Raw genomic sequence first — 19,573 nt, 5'->3', positions numbered from 1 at the left:
CACTCCGTCTTCTTCAGTTATCTATTTAGTATTGGGATCTGTATTTCTATGAATTGTGCATCTTGTTCTTGAGATAAGGGTAAATATAGTTCCCTACCCGCTTCGTTTTCCTTGATCTGATAGTTATTTTTCTCAATCCATGTAGCTAAATGAACACAGGCTTTGCAGGCAAAGGTGGCATTGGAACGATAAGCTATGGTGGCCATCATGGGCTCTGCAGGAAGAGTCCGGAGTTGAAATGGATATGGAGGTAATTGCAGCTCACAAGTTAAGAAATAACCTATTTCCAATTCGAACTTTTCCTCTTGTCCGGGGATTTCTCTCCACAAAACAACCTGTGGCCCCTGGATCATTTGACGTATTTCTTTGGTTAATGACTGATCAAAATGACGAAATAAACTCGGAATATCCTCATCCCCCCCGTACCCAGTCTGAAAAAGAAACTGCCGAGCACTTTCCTCTTTGATTCGGATTTCTTGCCCAGTTTCGACGTGCCCCTCTTCCTCCATAAGCTGCAAGCGTTCCTCAATTCGGACTAGTTTAGCTTGTTCTGTATCGATAATCTGCTGAATTTCGCTTTTTTTCAGTTGAAACATGCCTTGAATATTCTCCAATGTAATATGTTCCTGTAGCAATTGTGTGATTTGTGGCAACGTAAACCCCAATTCTTTATAAATGAGGATTCGGTTGAGCTCCAGAAGCTGATCTGCGGAATAGTAACGGTAACCCGTGTCGTGATCTACCTTTCTCGGTTTAAGTATGCCAATCTGGTCATAATAACGCAGTGTTTTTAACGAAACCCTACTTAGCCTGGAAAATGCACTGATCTTGAACAACATATCATCTCCAATCTATTAATATAATGCGAGTATATAGTTTCCCGTGCAGGGGAAAGTCAAGGGGAATATGCTTCTCATTTTTATAGTTAAATCAACTAAATCAACCATCATCCTTGTCTTCACTCTATGTTGGGCTTATGGGGAAGTCAAAGAACCGTTTCTGAATGAAACGTTCATTTTTTTTGAACAAAAAAATGCCACTTATCGTGGCATTCTCTCGGTATTCATTCAATTATCCTGCTCAGGCAGGGTTGTATTATTTTCCGGTTTCGGCAAATGCTTTAATACGTTCCCCGATCTGGTCACGGACCCTTTGGAATACGGCCCATTTCTCTTCATCTGTACCTTGCGCTTTGGCAGGATCATCAAATCCCCAGTGTTCCCGCTTCACATGTGGAGGCGTCATTGGACATTTATCTGCGGCATCCCCACACAATGTGACTACGAAATCAGCGTTGTTCAACAATTCTGAATCAATGATGTCCGAGGTTTGAGTCGAAATATCCAGATCAACCTCGTTCATGGCTTTAACCGCTTTTGGATTCAGACCGTGGGCCTCTATTCCTGCGCTATAGATGTCCCAGTCTTCACTCAGATATTTCTTGGCCCAGCCTTCGGCCATTTGACTCCGGCAGGAATTACCGGTGCATAGGAAGTACAGTGTTTTTTTACTCATGTTTATCTCTCCTTGTTATTTAAGTTATAAAATGATTAACCACAGATACAGACCCACTAGGGTAATAAGCAGAGTCGGAATGGTGATTATGATACCTGTCTTGAAATAAGTGCCCCATGATATTTTGACACCTTTGGTGCTAAGTACATGAAGCCAGAGCAGGGTCGCGAGTGAACCAATCGGGGTAATCTTGGGACCTAAGTCCGAGCCAATAATATTGGCATAGATAAGCGCCTCTCGAACAGTCCCTGTTGCTGTCGTTGCATCAATGGCAAGTGCATCAATCAACACGGTAGGCATATTGTTCATCAGGGATGAAATGATTGCCGCGATAAAGCCCATACCCATTGTTGCAGCAAACAATCCTTGATCTGCTACAGCCTGAATGACTACGGCCAACAGATCGGTCAAGCCTACATTACGTAGACCATAAATCACGACATACATGCCGATGGAGAAAAATACGATGGCCCAAGGTGCTTCTTTGACAACCAATGCAGTCGGTACAGCAGAACTCCGGGAAGCCATGATCAGGAAGAATATCGCGACAATACCTGCCACAAAGGATACGGGGATTCCGAGAAATTCACTGGTAAAGTATCCAATGAGAAGAACCGCTAATACCACCCAAGACAACCGAAACATCTTCATATCCTTAATGGCAGTTACCGGAGGTTTCAATTCACTCGCATCAAATCGTTTGGGAATACTCTTGCGGAAAAAGAGATACAGTACACCAATACTCGCCACCAGTGAGAACAGATTCGGAACAAACATTCTTCCTGCGTACTCCATAAACGTAATACCAAAGAAATCGGCAGACACAATGTTAACCAGGTTACTCACAACCAGCGGCAAGGAAGTCGTATCCGCAATAAATCCGCTGGCGATAATAAATGGAAATACTCTCTTTTCATCAAAATTCAGTGCACGTACCATGGCTAGAACAATTGGTGTCAGTATCAGTGCACCTCCATCATTGGCAAAGAAAGCAGAAACCACTGCTCCCAGGATGGAGACGTAAACAAACATTCGTACACCATTGCCATGAGCGGCTTTGGCCATATGTAAGGCAGCCCATTCAAAAAAGCCGATACGATCCAGAATTAACGAAATCAGAATGATTGCGACAAATGCAAGCGTAGCATTCCAAACGATTTGCGTTACATCCCAGACGTCATGAAGATCGACCACACCCACAAGTAAAGCAAGAATTGCTCCGCCGCAAGCAGACCAACCAATGGACAGGTTCTTAGGCTGCCAGATGACAAGGATTAGCGTAATTAAAAAGATCATGCACGCTAGCTGCGTAGAAAACAATATATTTCCCCCTTTCAGTTCTGCCATCTGATTTATATTTGTATATAACAATATACTTATATATTGATTAAAAATTAATTACATACGGATGTAAAGTTCTCTTTGTTCAAAGACTTAAGAATCGTTGCCGTGTCCGGCATCAGTTCCAAGACAGATTTAATATAAGGTGTATTCTCTACATTTAAAGAGTAGTATACCCACTGGCCACGCTTATTCTCCTTAACCAAGCCTTGATCCTTCAGCTTGCGTAAATGCTGACTAATTCCAGGTTGTGACATGTCTAAAATCTCTACAAATTCACAGACACACCATTCTCGTTCTTTGAGGAGTGTAAGGATCGTAAGACGTGTTTTATCGCCCAACAATTTAATCTTTTCTGCTGCATTTTGAATGGAATCCATGTCACTTCCTCCTTCCGTTAAGCATAAGTGCATGCTTATATTATAATATTAAAAATTTGAAGTCAACATAATTCATGGGATCTTTGACATGAAAAATAAGGTGCTTAACTCAGTTCGAGCTGTGTCAACTCCTGTATATGTCCTCCAAAATATGATTTATTGATATGATTGTCAAAAACGCCTGTCAACACTGCTAAAAGCGAGTTTTTGACAGGCGTTTATATTGGATCAATTATGAAATAACGATTCAAATGAATGTCTTATGTTAGAGTATAACAGGCTGAATCAATCCGTCCTTGCCGAAAAGAAGCAGATCAATACATATTTCACGATGATAACCCTTTCCAGAGGAAAATCTGGAGAGTGGCGTGACAAAACGGTGATAGGCTATCCGGTACTGATCAGTTTCGGGCTCATTAAATATACAATGATGACCTGTGCCCAGCATGCCTTTCTCCACATTTTTGCTCAGAATCGGGTATTGATAGGTGATTGGACCGTATAATTGCTCTGACGTACCGTAATTCACATGATAGTTCTCACTGCCCGTATCATCACAGGACCACGTAAAGTGGTATAGTCCGCCCCGCTTCAACACCGTTACCGCCTCACGAAAATCATGGAGCCCTGAGAGATTGCTCATGGTGTCCTCTAAGACACTTGTCATGTCGTCACCAAGCTCCACAATGGCAGCATGTCCATTCCCGAATAGCAAATACGATTTTCCATCCGTTTCAGTATAGATAGAAGGGTCGATAGCTTGCCCCATGGTGATACCCAGACGTCTTAACTGCTGCATTGTGATCAAAGGCTGCGGCTCAGCCAGGAATGGCCCAATCGGTGTATCCGCTACAGCAACGCCGATGGCACTCTCTCCATTCAGCATTTTGCCACAGAAATAAAAATAGAACTTTTCGTTGCGGGTTGCAATGGCCGGTGCCCAGGCATTACCGGTTGCCCAGGTGACATCCTCTGTCCCCAGATCAAGGATCACACCTTCGTCTTGCCAATGCCTCAGATCTGAAGAAGAAAACACCTTGAACTGTGTTCCCGACCACCCCTCGAAACCATCTGTTGTCGGATACATATAGTAACGATCCTCAAACTTGGCGACATCTGGATCGGCATATTGTCCAGGAAGCACCTGATGACCATCCCCGTAAGCCGCGAGAAGCCGGCTGCACTCCTCAGTTGTGATGGGCAGGACACTTCCATGACGCTTTTGGTTCTTTCCCATATCAAAATCATCATCAGGAACGATTCGGAATTCTCCGCTTCCCAGATCTGTAGTCAGCAGAGGAAGATAACCCTTGCCTTCAGCAAATCGATCAACAATCAGGCACCATTCTTCCCGGTCATTGAATTTAAATATCTGAGGTCCCTCCACACCTGCCACAGCCTCCAGAATCGGGGCTTGCAGCGGAACAAACGCTTCTTTGTCGAGAGAGTCTCCTTTTTCTACCCGTATGTTTTTGGTTGTTTCATCCTTGGAGTATCGATAGTAACAACCACCCGAAGGAAGAATCGTTGTATCAATAATATGATTATCCCGCTCAATGTATTTTTCCGATGCGGAGAACGTACGAAAGTCTTTTGTGCGAGCGCTGTATATTTTTTGCTTTCGTTCTTGCTCCTGAGGCTCTTGCGTTGCAGAAGCCCAAAATACGAGAAACTCATCTGTTGTTTCATCATACACCGCTTCGGGCGCCCAGACACAACCAGCTCCCTCAACTCCTAATGTAACGTTCCAGGGGGATGACCAATTCACGAGATTGCTGGATTCCCATATAATTACGTCCCGGCTCCCGGCATTAACGGCATGAGTCCATCCTTTGCCGCTTGCGATGCGCAGATCTGTAGCAATCAGATAGAATTTATTTTCCTTGACTGAACGAATCAGAAACGGGTCCCGTACTCCTTTTTCTCCAAGGTCAGAAAACAGCACAGGTGATCCGCCATTAAGATCCTTCCAGTGAAGACCATCCTCGCTATAGGAGAAATAAACCTGCTCTCCATCTGGTTGTTCGCCAATAAAATGTACAAATAGATACCCATTATAATTTGAAGATGATGTGGTCAATGGAAAAGCCTCCTGAAATGAGATTGAGTTTAAATGATTTACTTTAACTGAAAAATGAAAGCGTTCTACTTATGTTGTATCATACTTCAAAAATAGTGGAATGAGTATATTTTTATAATCTCGTCTGTTGTAGATCATGTGAATCTTTCGCTGGAACCCTATTGTCCAATACATCGCCTTATTTTGTTTATTTTACCTCAGGTATACAAAATTCTTGGTTTTCATTTACAATTGAATGCTAACCTTTTTAATGATGAACAAATGAATATAGATTCATGCATTCATTTTTGTTTTCGAGATATGATGAGGAGGAATCATTGTGAAATTATCCAAAAAAGTATTACCAGCGGTAGCGCTGACTCTGGCTGTATCGGCTTCTACTCTCTTGTCTGCGGGACAAGCAAGTGCCGTTCAAGCTGTAAGTGTGGAGAAAAAACAAATCAAGAACATCATCTTCCTCATTGGGGATGGCATGGGGACCTCTTATACTTCGGCCTACCGCTATATGAAGGATGATCCTTCAACGAAGGGCATGGACAAAACCGTATTTGACCCTTATCTGGTTGGGGCACAAATGACCTATCCGGATGATGATAAACAAAATGTGACGGATTCTGCTTCCGCAGCAACGGCCATGTCGGCGGGCGTGAAAACATACAATGCGGCCATTGCGGTTGACCCTGAGCAGAAGGAAGTCAAAACCGTACTTGAGCAGGCCAAAGAAAACGGTAAGTCCACCGGACTCGTGGCTACGTCGGAGATCACTCATGCCACACCAGCTGCATTTGGTGCCCATGATATCAGTCGAAAAAATATGGATGCCATTGCGGACGATTATTATGATGAGTTGATTAATGGTAAGCATAAGGTGGATGTACTTCTGGGTGGAGGGAAATCCAATTTTGTACGCGAGGGTCGGGACCTGACGAAGGAGTTCCAGAAGGCCGGATTCAGCTATGTGACGGATCGTTCCGCTCTCCTCGCTGATAAGAATCAACAAGTTCTTGGACTGTTTGCCGATGGAGGATTGGACAAGATGATAGATCGTACTGCTGCAACGCCATCATTGGCTGAGATGACCAATACAGCGATTGATCGCCTCAGTTCGAACGATAAAGGGTTCTTCCTAATGGTTGAAGGCAGCCAGATCGACTGGGCAGGACATGATAATGATATCGTTGGCGCGATGAGTGAAATGGAAGATTTCGCAGCAGCATTTCAGGCAGCTATTGATTTTGCCAAAAAAGATGGTGAAACCCTTGTCGTGGCTACTGCCGATCACTCCACAGGCGGACTTACGCTTGGAAAAGACGGAGAATACAACTTTTTCGTAGACCCGATCAAAGCTGCACTGCGAACACCAGACTTTATGGCAGCACAGATTGCGAAAGGTGCTTCGATTGAAGAAACACTGAAAAGTTATCTGAAACTGGAGTTGAAGCCGGAAGAGATTCAATCGGTGAAAGAAGCAGCCAAAAGTGCAGATGTAACGAAGATTGATAATGCCATTGAAGCCATTATTAATAGCCGTTCGTTTACGGGCTGGACCACAGGTGGACACACAGGGGAGGATGTTCCTGTATATGCCTACGGCCCGGCAAGTCATCGCTTCGCCGGTTTGATCGACAACACAGATAATGCCAAGATCATATTTGATATCCTCAGCAAGCACCAATAATTTCACCATAATTCGGTAATTTATGATCATCCCTTCTCTTCTTTCATCTGAAGAGAAGGGAATTTTTTTCATTTCTGATGGTGTCACTCGACATCAATGGGATGTTTGATTTGATCCTCATAATAATCGATATAGATCCTGCCGTCGCTTCCTTTTACAGCATAAAATACATCGTTTATGTTCTTGCTTTTCGATTCAAGCTGTTGCATTAATTGCTTATCTGATATGCCATTTAGTTCTAGATTCTTGCTTAACATCGTTCCGTCCATAATTAACTCCACAGGCATGCGTTCAGGTTTGGACTCTACCTTCCTATGAACATCCTCAACCGTAGCCGTTCTATATTTGTTTTTTTTCATGACTGAAACTTGTCCATTCACTTCGAGTAAGGCGTACTCTACTTCCTCCATATTGAAAATGTCTTTCTGTCTTAGCATTTGGTTTAAGGAATCCAATGTCAGTTTATTCTTGGCGAGATTATTTTCAAGGATTTTGCCACCTTCAATTAATACGGTAGGTGAACCTTCTGCCAGTAGACGGATTTTTCTGCTTTTCAGATTTAATTTAGATAACAGATAAGAGGTTCCGGTAAAAACAATTAGAGAAATAATCAGATGTGTGACTTCTATTTTCTCGTTAAAAGCTAGATTGGCAGCTATGGCTCCCATGATGACTGCGGTGACAAATTCATGGAAGTTCATATCAGACAACGTTTGTTTTCCCAATATGCGAGCAATTCCCAATAAAAGCATAAAGGCAAAGATACTACGGATGAAGATAATAACATGTTCGTACAATACAAGCACCCTTTCGCGTGTTAGACAATTATGGAACTCTTTTAAGTATTCACCCAATTGTCCTCAAATATGTTGCCTTATGCATTACAAAATGAAACAAAACAACATGATCCGTTAATATGAGAAAAATGATATGAACATGAAATCAGTTTGGAACAAAACGCGGACCATTTTATAGAGGGTGTGGCGATTTTATTTCCGTTTGGGTTCGTTCTCGCTCCCGTATAACCATGCATTATTTCCCATGAAGATGGGTACTCTAACTTAACCATCTATGTGTTGAAGGAGAGAAATCCGATGAATGCGGTTAACGACTGGTTGAGGCAGATTGCCCACAATTATATATTGATTGTTATTGCCGCGATACTCTTTTTTACGGTCAAAGCAATCATTGGATACTATACGTACAAGCATTATGATAAAAAATTAAATGCTCTGTCAGATCAAATGGATCGTCTTATGGAGAAGAAAACGACGGACTGATTTAAGGCATGAAAATCCATAATTGAAGTAACTAGCTTTGGAGGAAAAATAAATGTTAGGAAATTTGCTTTTGGGTATGATTCTTCCCATTCTGTTGGGCGTGTGGGTTTTGCGACGACACGTTAAAATCCTCGTTATTTATTATCCACTGGGTGTGGCTATTGCCGCTTGTATCAACAACGTGGGGTTTAATTATTTCTGGAACATACTGCCGAACACTCGCAACCAGTCTTTTGCCGCTCTCCCTATGGACCTCGGAATCTATCCAATTGCCGGATGCCTGATGATGTATGCCATTTTAGTAAAAGGGGCGAAGCCATGGGCAGCCATATTTGCGGCCTCCTTATCACTGACATTCATAGAATGGATTGCTAAAATGCTGGGGCATGTGATCTATTTTAACGGTTGGAACATCTTTTGGACTTTCTTGTCCTATCTCTTGCCATTTGTGCTGGCTTACGGGTACGGCGTGTTATTGAAACATCTACACAGCGATCAAAACCCGGTCTGAAAAGTTTAACGCACACATACAAAACAGTTATGGGTTAACGCGGATGGGCATACGTGCATATGTTAACTCATATTCGTCTTGGAGGGATTCGTAATGTATGTGGCATATCCTTATGGTTACAGGTACACTTTTACTCCGGTATGGGCAACATCAACAGACGAAGCACTTGAATTAATCAAATCCGCTGTGCAGGGAGAACGAAACGATGAGATGTTCTATGATTCACTGATTCAGTTATCACCTGATGCCAATCAGGCTACCATCATCACGAGCATCCGTAATGATGAACGTGGACATAATCAAATGTATCGGCAAATGTACAAGGATCTGACAGGTCAGGAGATTTCGGGCGTAAGTAATGAGCCGGTTGAGAAGGTCACTTCTTATCTAGGCGGGCTGCAACAGGCGTTTCAAGGTGAATTGGCGGCCGTGGAAAAGTATCGGAGAATATGGTTTGGTCTCCCTTATGGCATATATAAAGACACGGTCTGGGGAATCATTCTGGACGAACAGAAACATGCGGATAAATATAACAATCTGATTACTTACAATCTGCCGAGATAGTCAGGTATGGAATAATTAACGCGTGGATTCCTTCACAGAAACACAATTGAAATCAGCAAAAAACCAGTGAATGATTAAAGCTCACTGGTTTTTTGCTTTGCTGAATTTCTCATTTAAAATCTAAATCTTATATGCATTCTTTCAACATATCAGGTTCCACATGAACGTGAACGGTGTATACGTCATGCTCCTCCATTAACTCGTTCTCCACGTCTGTACAGATATCGTGTGCTTGTTGAAGATCCAGCTCAGCATGTACGGTGATAACAACATCCACGACAGCATTATTGCCATAATTGCGTGCTCTTACGTCTTTGACCTTCTCTACACCGTTTATTCCGGCAATCGTCTTTTTGTACTCTTGAATCAGTTCAACATCAAAACCATCGGTCAGATGATGTGTGGCTTCTTTGAAAATGTCCCAAGCGGTCTTGCAGATCAGGAAACCTACGATAACAGCCGTTACGGGGTCCAACCATGGAAGGCCGAACTGGGAACCCACGATTCCAATGACCGCACCGGTACTCACCCAGGCATCGGAGATATTATCTCGCGCTGCAGCCATGACCGCCTGACTTTTGATACGTGTAGCAAGTCTCTTGTTATATCGATAGACCAGATACATAATAACCGCGCAGAAAATACCTGTGTACGCGGCGATGATATCCGGAGATTCATGTGTACCCTGGAACACAGAACTGATGGCTTCAAACAATACTTGTAAACCTACTGCCATCATGATAAAAGAAGCAACAAGGGACGCAACGGTCTCTGCTCTCCAGTGACCATAGGTATGATCTTTGTCGGCTGGGCGTTGGGCAAGCTTCAAACCGATTAGTACAGCTATGGAGGCCACAATATCGGTAGCATTGTTTAATCCATCCGCCTTAAGCGCTTCTGATCCGGCCATATTGCCAACGATCAGTTTTAATAAGGTCAAACATATGTAGGCGATAATGCTGATGATGGCTCCGCGCTCCCCCAGCTTTAGATTATCGTATTTTAGTTGATCCACAATGACATCCTCCTGCAATCTTCATTTCTAGCACGACTATGATGGTATCATTGCTGAATTGTGTGGGTCTAGAGAAACGTTTTGAGTGTTACGAAACATAATCTGTAAGCGGCAATTCTTTTAAGAGAATCCAAAAAAGTTGGATTTGGCAAACTTAAGTGTTTGATGGGTACGAGGAAGTTGGCCTACTGGCTTCCTTACCTGTGACCACACCTTCTTGCTCCTAAACCAAAAGAGCCAAATGGATCGTATTGATCCACTCGGCTCTTAGCGTTATTTTACAATAATTTGTATAACATCACTTGCCGTTGTTTCATTTCCATTCATAATTCACTACTCTTGTTCGGAAAGTGTCGGTTCATCTGGCGCCTCATTTGCAAGCAACTGTGAATCATCGGAATGCCGTTCGAACATAACTGCGTCAACCCTCGTATAGATCATATCCGCAGGAAGCGTTGGCGGGTCTACCGTTGTAGATGTAACCCTGGTTAAACGAACATACTCGCTGCCGTCTCCCGCGAAGTCAAACGTGCCCAGATTAAGCCAACCCGACGAGCCGACCGTTGCATCGATATAGGTGACCTCGGTACCCGTCTTATGCTTCACTTCCACTTTGACATTATTATCATTTCCCGTTGTATGGACGAGCTTGTAGATGGAAACGGTATATTTCCCTTCTGGAAACTGGCCTTTCCACGTTGCGGATGATCCTTGAACGGTTGAGTAGCGGGATTTAACCCCAATTTTGTATCCGGCTAAATTACTTTGGCTCCAAGACCCTTCTGTTGTGTATAACCCTGTTGTATCTGTACTGTCGACGATAATCGTTAGGTCCTTAATCGTGATGTTCAAATGCGGTGTGGTTAAGGTCACTCCGTCAATCGTTACCGTGGCCCATACCTCAATGTGATCCGTGTCCCCATCGAGATTGAGAAGAGTCAACAACCCACTGCTGTTCACTTCAGCCAGATCCGTACGATCAACGAAATACTGAACATCAGCCTGTGTCAGATCACTGATCAAACCGTTATCCAAATAACCGGTTACGCTTAGTTGTGCGGTTTGAGTCATCTGCAGCTCGTTCCGATCAGACTGAACTATGGCAGACTCCAATTGCGGTATCTTGTTTGGGTCCACCCACATCATTGCATCGGCTACGACTCTGGATTTGTTGGCCTTGTTCGTTAGTTCTACGTACCCGCTATCACCTGCAGCAAACGGATAATCCCCCAGGTGCACCCAAGTACCGTTCGTCATTGTCTCATCAACAGTAACCATATCGGAGCCTTCACTATGATAAACGGTAAACGAGGCATTAGTTGCCCAATTTTCACTCGTTGCAGTGATTTGCGGAATCTTGTAATACACACTGTAAGTAACACTTTCCGGAAGCTCAGGCCGCCATCTCATTTTGCTTGTCGCTGTACCAGTCGTAGATTTGGCATACACATAGTTATCATAGTAATAGTCGTTAGCTGTCGTATCCCTTATCCAGACGCCTTCTGTCTCCGCCTCCGTATTATCCACAATGATCGATGAATGATCCTGCCCATCATCGGGCTGGACTGGCGTTTCCGTTACCCGATCCGGCAGATAGAGTGTGCGCTTGCGGGTCTGTTTCCCCTCCGATTCCACGTAGTACGTGAAGGTTTGGGATAAATCATTCACCCGTATCGACCATTCCATCGGGTAGATCGTATCCGGGACGGTCGTATACGTAGCGCCGCCATCCAACGAATAATGAATGGTTGCCGGTTTTGTCGTTTTGGCCTGCACATAAGCATCATAGACCGTTTCGTCAGGCTTTACGATCAGCATACCTTTAACCGCATCAATTGGACTGTGAGTATCAAAGAAATAGCTTGCATCCGATGGTTCAGCTGTTCTGACCTGATGCAGCGGTACATCAATGTCAAGTCCCTCTACAATGATAGCCGTGATGCCCTTGCCTGAAACGGTGGCTTGAATGATTCCGCCACTCATAACGGTTTGCTCAGGTGTACCATTGTCGCGGATGATCGTTACAGTATAACTTTGTGCCGGGTTGAACCCAATGATCTGTTCATTCAATTCGATCGGAGTCTGAATTTCTTCCGACGATGCGTTGCTTAGCCCAATGTAGAATTTATCTCCACTCTCACCTGTGATCCAGTTCAATTGAGGATGATTGGTCTTAATGATCTCCTTCGGCATCCATAGCCAAACGTCGGAATTGCCATAAAATTGACCTGGTTTATTCCCATAGAGGTGATATTTGAACCATAAAAAATTCGTTTCAAATACGGAAGGAAATGTAATGCTTCCGTTCGATTTCAAGGATTGTTCGCTGATCAAATAATCCATCGTTTGCCCGAGCTGCCCCGGAATATGGTGATAATAGATGGATGTAGCCCCACTGGGGCCTTCCAGAGGGAAGTCCGGTTCAAGTTGGCTAACGGCGAATCCTTTATAATAATAACCTGGATAACTGGAATACCGACCAATAACCGCATTATGAGCAATGTCCTGTAGCAGTTTATCCCCTGTATAGAGCGACAATCGCAGCATGAACGGTGCTTCCTGAGCATTCATCCGATAATAGCCGGTTGTACTTCCTGCTTCAAACGTCAATCCGCTTGGTGAAACAAGCCAACGCTCGGCTTGAACGCCTCCGGCAATATCTTCAGGAAGTTTGAGCCGAGGATATTGAAATTTACCGCTTTCCGGCCAATGGAATGACTCCGCGTAATTATATGTCTCTGGTTGAGGAATCGTAACGTTCCCTTCAGGAACTGGACGAGCAACAAACATGGTTGCATACCGTTTAGCTTCCTTGTAAGCGGCATCCAAGTATTTGGGGTCCTGCGTTTCTTCGTACAGCTCCAAAATTTCCATCCACAGCTTGCTATAATAATAAATGAACTCATTTTTACTCACATCGATAGATGCAGGTGTATCGATATGTTGTGTAATATAGTTGTCGGCTGCATCCTTCGCAGCCTGCAAGTACTGTGCCTCTCCCGTCATACGATACATCATTAGGGGCTGAATGACAGGCCCGCGGTCTTTCTGGTCAGGATCACGCATAAGGTACTCTTCCTCTGCCAGCGCCCCAATTCCTGCCGAAGTGCCCATCATCTGATTGACAGCGGCTACGCTTGAAACATCAAAAGGCAGAGTAGCCATTTTCCATAAGGAAGGTACACCGTATACTTTCTTCTGCGTCGGCGACCAACCGATACCATTTCGCGATACGCCATACTGGACGGACGGCAATGCTCTCGTATCATAAAGTTGGTCATCCCCGGTCAAATAGTAAGCCCCCAGAAGAACCGCATTCGAGCTTGTTCTAACGCTATCCTCATTTTCAATATCAATAAAACCCTTGGCACGGCTCCACCACCCGCTGGGTGACGGGACATAATTAACAGAGTCGTCTCCTTGCGGCTCAATCTTGAGCAAATCGATCATATTAAACATCGCGTCAGTAAGCGACTTATTTGATACATTTTCACGATATGCCGAATAATCGTACTCATTGCGAAGAATATCCGTGTAGGACTCATACAGATTACTTTTTTGCGCGATTAACCCTATATGAAATTGATAGGTGCTTTCTGCGGTCATTTGCGAATAGGTCCCTAATTGAGGCGCATACAGGATGGGCTGCACGCTGCCTTCGTTGTTAACAAGGCTCATGCCCAAACGTTGTTTGGTCACACCTCCCGTCGGTTCAAATTCAACCGGAAGCTCCCCCGAGGGTACAAATATCCCATACGTCAATGGATTCCCCGAACCATCATTTTTCTCAACCAGGCTCATCGGAGCGCTCAGCTCTCTCAAGCTTGTAGATTCCACTGTACCTACCATTTTGGCATGTGACCGGAATCCATTTAACACTTCGTTGATGCCCGAGACTGTCTCTGTTGTGAAAGACTGATATCCAATCACATAATTGCCGTCGCGGCGAGGTGTAAAGGCAAAGGAAACATCGGGTTTATCTCCTGCCATGGACCAGTTCACCTGTAAATCGTAATCACTGCCGTGTGAGGAATCGGTTAATACCGCCGTTTGGCTGTCTGGAAAAGAGATCCCGTCAAATGTAATCCAGCGCTTATTCATCGTATCGTAGTAATTAGTTCGGCTGCCCGCATTCCCGTCCAATACAACCCATTGTTCCTCTAATCTTTCCGCCACAGTATTGATCGGCATCCAGTCTCCAGTGTCTGTGTTCTTGTAAAACATGTCACGAACGATAGAGCTGCCCCCATCCCATGCTGCTTCATAGAAAGTTGCTTTATAGCTATCATTCTCGATACTGCCTTTTTCCGTGTAACTGAGATTCCCTAAAGTGCGGCTCCGCAGCGGGGGCAACGGCGGGGCTTTCTGCTGGATATTTCCTTCAAATTTGACTGCATCAGCCCGCGTAATAATGGTACCCGTCGAAGGTTGCGTTCGAGTCAGCCTGACAAATTCGCTATCATCACCACTAAACTCATATTCCCCCAAATCAACCCATCCAACCGATGGACCTGACGAAGGTCTTAGATCCAGAAACTTCACATCCGTAATCCCGTTATGAACAATTTCAATCTTCACATTACTATCTGCTTTGTCCGCCCAATCCAGCTTATAGAACGATATTCTCGCCGTCCCTGCTTCCAATCGCGGATTCCATGTGATCGTTCTGCCTACAGCATCCGTATATTTGGAACTGGAATTATTGTATCCCTTCACTCCCGCGCTTGTGGTCCAATACGGAGCGGAGAATCCGTTATTGGTATTGCCTGCATCAACAGTGACGACATCATCAATCGTGAGGCTTCCATCATCAATGATGATCGTCTTATGTGGCTCTTTTTGCTCAATATTTCCTTCGAACTTGACCGCATCAGCTCGTGTAAGGATCGTGTTCGTGGTGCCGGTAGACCGGGTCAATTGAACGAATTCTTCCCCAACCCCGGAAAAATAGTACTCTCCCAAATCAACCCAACCCGCCGGCGCGCCAGATGAGGGTCTTAGATCCATAAAGACTACATCTGTTGTCCCATTATGAACAATCTCAATTTTCACATTGCTATCTGCTTTATCTGCCCAATCCAGCTTATAGAACGAAATTTTCGCTGTTCCTGCTTCCAAGCGTGGATTCCATGTGATCGTTCTGCCTGCTGTACTCGTATATTTGGTGCTGGAAAGATCATACCCCTTCACCCCTGTGCTTGTGGTCCAATTTGGAGCCGAATATCCATTGTTCTCGTTACCCGCATCAGGTGTTAGAACATCATTGATCTTAATACTCCCGTCATCGATGATAATGGTCTGATAAGGTAAGGTCTCCGCATAAGCGGTCCTTATTCCAATCAGGCTGAAAGGAACTACGATCGTCAACATGAAAACGATGAAGAAAAACAGCTTCCTTTTGACCATACAATTCACAGCCTCTCCTCAAAAATGGTAACGCTTTCAATAATAGATTGCCTTTTACTCAAATGATTGTAAAAAAGCTATTAACCTTATCCTTCTGCCTATTCCCGCTCTGTCGTTTTTATCTTAGCAGTCTCAACACTTTGAAATTTCTTTCATTTTAAGAATTTCTTATACGATTTTAAGTAAAAAACCTACATCTAACTGAGCGCTTATTGCAGTCAGATAGAATGCAGGTTTATCACATGTTCCAAATGTCCCTAATGTCCCTAGTCTTCCAAGTGAAACAATCCATTATAATGGCGGCTGCACCAATAACAACTTTCCAAGCTGAATGACCGTTTGATCATACCAATCCGGATGCTGCTGAACATGTGCGATACTTCTTACATTGCCACTTGCTTCAAATACGGCCGCTTTGTCTGTCTTCTCGTGATCGATCTCGAAGCGAACGGTATGTTTCCCATTGGGTAGTTCTGGTAAGAAAACATATTGATTTCGATTATGATCGTTATAGGGTGTGAACCGATCGAGAACAATTGGTTCCTCTCCATCCACCGACACCTTCAATCTGCCAGAATCCGGCCCCCCGATATCAAATAAGCCGATGTGGGTTCCCTCAAATTCCACTATGATCGTCTCACCGGGATCAACTGCTCGCCACAGACCGGGGAACAACCAATCATACTCGCGCACTAAGGCAAAATCATCGGGAGTCATGTAAGACCATCCTGCGGAAAAATGAGTAAGACGATCCAGTGGCAGCATGGTTGCATACTCCCAAGGATTGGCCGGAACCAGAGTGTCTTGCGGCAAATGATGTTCCACATTTCCCACATGATCTCGAAGTTCGCTCATTTTCTCAAATGACCGGGTGATGGTGTCCGTGTAAATCTGATGTCCTTCGGGAATCGTTGGATGGATCGAATCATGTGTAAAAATAACGGCACCGGGAATGGATACATCTGCACTTGAGGTGAAAATGAGCTTTCCACCTGAAACCAATTGACTGACCGCCACGCCCAGATGAATCGAAGGAATGCCGTAATAGTCGGCAACTTCCTCTTGCATAAGTGCACCCTTCTGGTACTCTCCGGATTGAAATAAGTTCAAATCCCGCTCCTTAATCGTATATACGAACAGTATATCGGTGAATAGGCTGTGCTTGCGGATCTGTCGGACAATACCTTCGATTCGCGCCTTGGATTCGGGGACTCCCCCATCATTGCCAACAAATTCAACAAAAACGAGATCAGGCTGATGACGCAGTACATCGGTCTGCAAACGAGCACAGCCGAGGTCCGATCCTGTCCCATCAATGCCTGCGTTCACTGCGCGGATATCGGCATGGGGATATTGCCCTCGCAGCCAATCGGCCGTCATGACTCTGTATCCTTCAGAACGCGTATTACTGCCGCCAAAATAAACGATGGTCACAGGTTCCCCATTTTCCAACTTCTGAATGACATTAGGTAGCCCTCTTCGAGGGAAAAATTCCTTCATCGCAATTTCACCCAACCTCACTTCGCATTTTTAGGAGCAAAAAATTTCACTGCAAACACTTCATAATAAGGTGAGCCATACGTTGCACAGAAATCAAACCGGATATGGGTTACACCTTGTGCATTCACCTGATGTTTATTCAACGAAAGATAATTTCCGCGGACTTTAATTTCACTCTTGATCCCGTCCTCTAACGTTAAGGTCACATCATAATCCTGAATCAGTGGCTCGATTGGATCGTCAAAATGCTCCAAATTCAGCTCCGAATTGAAGACAAGATGGATTTCATCCAGATTTTTGGGGCTTGCAAAACCAAATTCCAACCATTCCCGTCCTTCTGTACGTTCCGAAATCCAACCGTTTGGCAGACCATAAGGTCTGGAGAAGCCGTTGACGACATTCGCGGGATTATACATATCCTGGGATGGTATCAGACCCTTGAAGCAAATGCTCTTATTAAGCTTCTTCAGCCTGGATGGCTCTTCCGGTTTATAAAAGAAACTCACCGCTCCAGTCATGTTCTCTTCATTGGTGTGTACCGCAAGGCTCTCTGAACCTTCCAATACGATGTAGACCTTGTAATCATCAGGTTTCTCACAGCCCAGGTCCAGCGTAATCCAGTCATCGTAACCCGCTGAAATAAGCAAGTGATAGTCTTTCAGTTCGCTGGTGGGAATATAGTTTTCCTTCCGCTCCCCGCCATATAGTTTCACTTGCAACGTTTCCGATTGCTCGGATCTATTTTTAATTTTGATCTGCACGCTTTCCGCCACGGATGTCTGAATCGGCAAGACCAAACATAACGCTTTGTCCAAGGAGATCTCTTCGGTTGCATGAAGATGTTCATAGCTTCGCTGAGATGAGGCACGAATCGTTAATCCATCTGCGAAATAACGATCCAACGGCTCTTGAAGCCCTACAATCGTTTGCCCGTCTCGAAGCAGCTGTGCCTGAAGCTCACCCATATGGGCTTTGACGAGAGCCGCAGGGTCTGCCTCATATTTTACGCATAACGCAGCAGCCGTTCCTACAGCCTGCCCCATACAACCACAGGTTGCCATGACCCTTGTAGACCCAAAAGCCACATGGGTAGCGCTTATATTGCGGCCAGCGAACATGAGATTGGGAATGTTGCGTGAAAATAAGCTGCGAAGCGGGATATTATACAATCCCGGCACAAAATTCCACGCTGTAGCTGGCCCTTCATCGTAGATGCCTTTATTCGCATGCAGATCCATATACCAGCCTCCGACGGATACCGCATCTTCGAAATGAGGTTTTGCTGTAAGATCGTTTTGAGACAGCATGTGTTCCCCTATGAATCGTCTCGATTCCCGCTTTCCCGGAATTGGGCACACATAATCCAGAATGAGATTGTCTACATCATCGAACTCGCCGCTGTTTTTGATGTAATCCCAGATTCCGTACACCAATTTTCGTAGTTCCAATGCAATGTCTTCATTATGCTTGATAATATCCATATGACCGCCGTATTCCAGCCACCACAATCCGCCAAGTCCGTTGATTTTCCTTGGAAAAGACCGATGGTTTAACCCTTTTCGGATACTATCGAAAAAGTCCAGCTTCGTAATATCATACGCAAAGCCAGGCCTTTTGTAAGGAACGGCATAGTCTACATCACGGGCTTGAAATAGAATCGTATCGCCCATGGTGTAATGATCCGCCACTTCTGGAGCAAGCTCCTCCTTGTATTCATGTTTCGCCTCTCTTCCCCATCGGAAGTGAGCACCTGCTTGGTATCCAACAATTCCATCCCCGGAGCAATCAATGTAGGTCGGGCTTTCAAAACGAAATTTTCTCTCGGAAGCCAACTGAAGTCCGTCTACCCATTGAATTCTGCCGTTTTCCATGCCCGTTTCATGAACGCATGTGTTCAGGAATAGAGAGATGTTGGGCTCATCATAAACCATGTCGAGTAAGGCTGTATCGGAAAGCGAAAGCATAAGTTTCTTGTTGTATAACGGATTGTAATGAAATATCTTCAGCTTCAGTTCTTCTATCAACCCACCCTCTCGTGCATAGTAGGATGGACTATTTCCGAGATAAGCCGACCCGTTGATATGCACTCTGACCTCGCTGCTCGCATTTCCCCCTAGAACCGGCCGATCATTAATAAGTGAAACCTGCAGACCTTGGCGTGCAGCTGCAATGGCAGCGCATATCCCTGCAATACCTCCACCTACGACGGTTACATCAGCTTTTATAGACTCCATTTTGATAACCTCCATGATTAGATGCTCCTATCATGGTAATGGTTTTGGCCCCTTTTTTTTTACATAATT

General features: G+C 44.5%; 14 protein-coding genes. 4 read left to right on the top strand and 10 right to left on the bottom strand.

The annotated features are described in order from the left end of the window. Window positions 1–17: 17 nt before the first annotated feature. The 5 genes from MKX40_RS15360 to MKX40_RS15340 form a co-directional block, all read right to left on the bottom strand. Entirely contained in the window at window positions 18–836 is an 819-nt protein-coding gene (locus MKX40_RS15360; protein WP_339233577.1) for a helix-turn-helix domain-containing protein, read from the bottom strand. A 259-nt stretch (window positions 837–1,095) separates the two neighbouring features. After that, entirely contained in the window at window positions 1,096–1,515 is a 420-nt protein-coding gene (arsC, locus tag MKX40_RS15355; RefSeq protein WP_339233575.1) for an arsenate reductase (thioredoxin), read from the bottom strand. Between the two features lie 24 nt (window positions 1,516–1,539). After that, the gene (locus MKX40_RS15350; protein WP_339233572.1) at window positions 1,540–2,862 is read right to left on the bottom strand and encodes an arsenic transporter; all 1,323 of its coding nucleotides are present in this window, start codon (window positions 2,860–2,862) and stop codon (window positions 1,540–1,542) included. 47 nt (window positions 2,863–2,909) lie between these two features. Next, window positions 2,910–3,236 (bottom strand): metalloregulator ArsR/SmtB family transcription factor, encoded by a 327-nt coding sequence (locus MKX40_RS15345; protein ID WP_339233570.1) that lies wholly within the window; start codon window positions 3,234–3,236, stop codon window positions 2,910–2,912. 265 nt (window positions 3,237–3,501) lie between these two features. Continuing rightward, window positions 3,502–5,316: a family 43 glycosylhydrolase gene (locus tag MKX40_RS15340; protein WP_339242855.1), complete on the bottom strand. Its 1,815-nt coding sequence runs from the start codon at window positions 5,314–5,316 to the stop codon at window positions 3,502–3,504. Between the two features lie 316 nt (window positions 5,317–5,632). On the opposite strand from MKX40_RS15340, the gene MKX40_RS15335 reads away from it, so the two are divergent. Beyond that, on the top strand, window positions 5,633–6,994 hold the full coding sequence (locus MKX40_RS15335; RefSeq protein ID WP_339243089.1) for an alkaline phosphatase: 1,362 nt from the start codon (window positions 5,633–5,635) through the stop codon (window positions 6,992–6,994). Window positions 6,995–7,077: 83 nt separating this feature from the next. Here the strand turns inward: MKX40_RS15335 and MKX40_RS15330 are convergent, their stop codons facing one another. Next, window positions 7,078–7,800 carry a DUF421 domain-containing protein gene (locus MKX40_RS15330; protein ID WP_339243087.1) on the bottom strand — a complete coding sequence of 241 codons (723 nt, stop codon included), beginning with the start codon at window positions 7,798–7,800 and terminating at the stop codon, window positions 7,078–7,080. A gap of 288 nt (window positions 7,801–8,088) precedes the next feature. Here MKX40_RS15330 and MKX40_RS15325 point away from each other — a divergent pair, with 288 nt between their 5' ends. From MKX40_RS15325 to MKX40_RS15315, 3 genes are all read left to right on the top strand, one after another. Continuing rightward, the gene (locus MKX40_RS15325; RefSeq protein WP_124114832.1) at window positions 8,089–8,274 is read left to right on the top strand and encodes a hypothetical protein; all 186 of its coding nucleotides are present in this window, start codon (window positions 8,089–8,091) and stop codon (window positions 8,272–8,274) included. Between the two features lie 52 nt (window positions 8,275–8,326). After that, window positions 8,327–8,785 (top strand): hypothetical protein, encoded by a 459-nt coding sequence (locus MKX40_RS15320; protein ID WP_339242853.1) that lies wholly within the window; start codon window positions 8,327–8,329, stop codon window positions 8,783–8,785. Window positions 8,786–8,878: 93 nt separating this feature from the next. Next, entirely contained in the window at window positions 8,879–9,349 is a 471-nt protein-coding gene (locus tag MKX40_RS15315) for a ferritin-like domain-containing protein (protein ID WP_339242851.1), read from the top strand. A gap of 127 nt (window positions 9,350–9,476) precedes the next feature. On the opposite strand, the gene MKX40_RS15310 is transcribed toward MKX40_RS15315, so the two are convergent. The 4 genes from MKX40_RS15310 to MKX40_RS15295 form a co-directional block, all read right to left on the bottom strand. Further along, window positions 9,477–10,364 (bottom strand): cation diffusion facilitator family transporter, encoded by an 888-nt coding sequence (locus MKX40_RS15310; RefSeq protein ID WP_339242850.1) that lies wholly within the window; start codon window positions 10,362–10,364, stop codon window positions 9,477–9,479. A gap of 333 nt (window positions 10,365–10,697) precedes the next feature. Further along, entirely contained in the window at window positions 10,698–15,770 is a 5,073-nt protein-coding gene (locus MKX40_RS15305) for a hypothetical protein (RefSeq protein WP_339242849.1), read from the bottom strand. 291 nt (window positions 15,771–16,061) lie between these two features. Beyond that, window positions 16,062–17,270 carry a GDSL-type esterase/lipase family protein gene (locus MKX40_RS15300; RefSeq protein ID WP_339242847.1) on the bottom strand — a complete coding sequence of 403 codons (1,209 nt, stop codon included), beginning with the start codon at window positions 17,268–17,270 and terminating at the stop codon, window positions 16,062–16,064. Window positions 17,271–17,287: 17 nt separating this feature from the next. Further along, the gene (locus MKX40_RS15295) at window positions 17,288–19,504 is read right to left on the bottom strand and encodes an FAD-dependent oxidoreductase (protein WP_339242845.1); all 2,217 of its coding nucleotides are present in this window, start codon (window positions 19,502–19,504) and stop codon (window positions 17,288–17,290) included. Window positions 19,505–19,573: the final 69 nt, after the last annotated feature.

The sequence above is a fragment of the Paenibacillus sp. FSL R5-0517 genome (genome assembly GCF_037974355.1).
Lineage (GTDB): Bacteria > Bacillota > Bacilli > Paenibacillales > Paenibacillaceae > Paenibacillus.
This window is presented reverse-complemented; position numbering and strand designations above follow the sequence as displayed.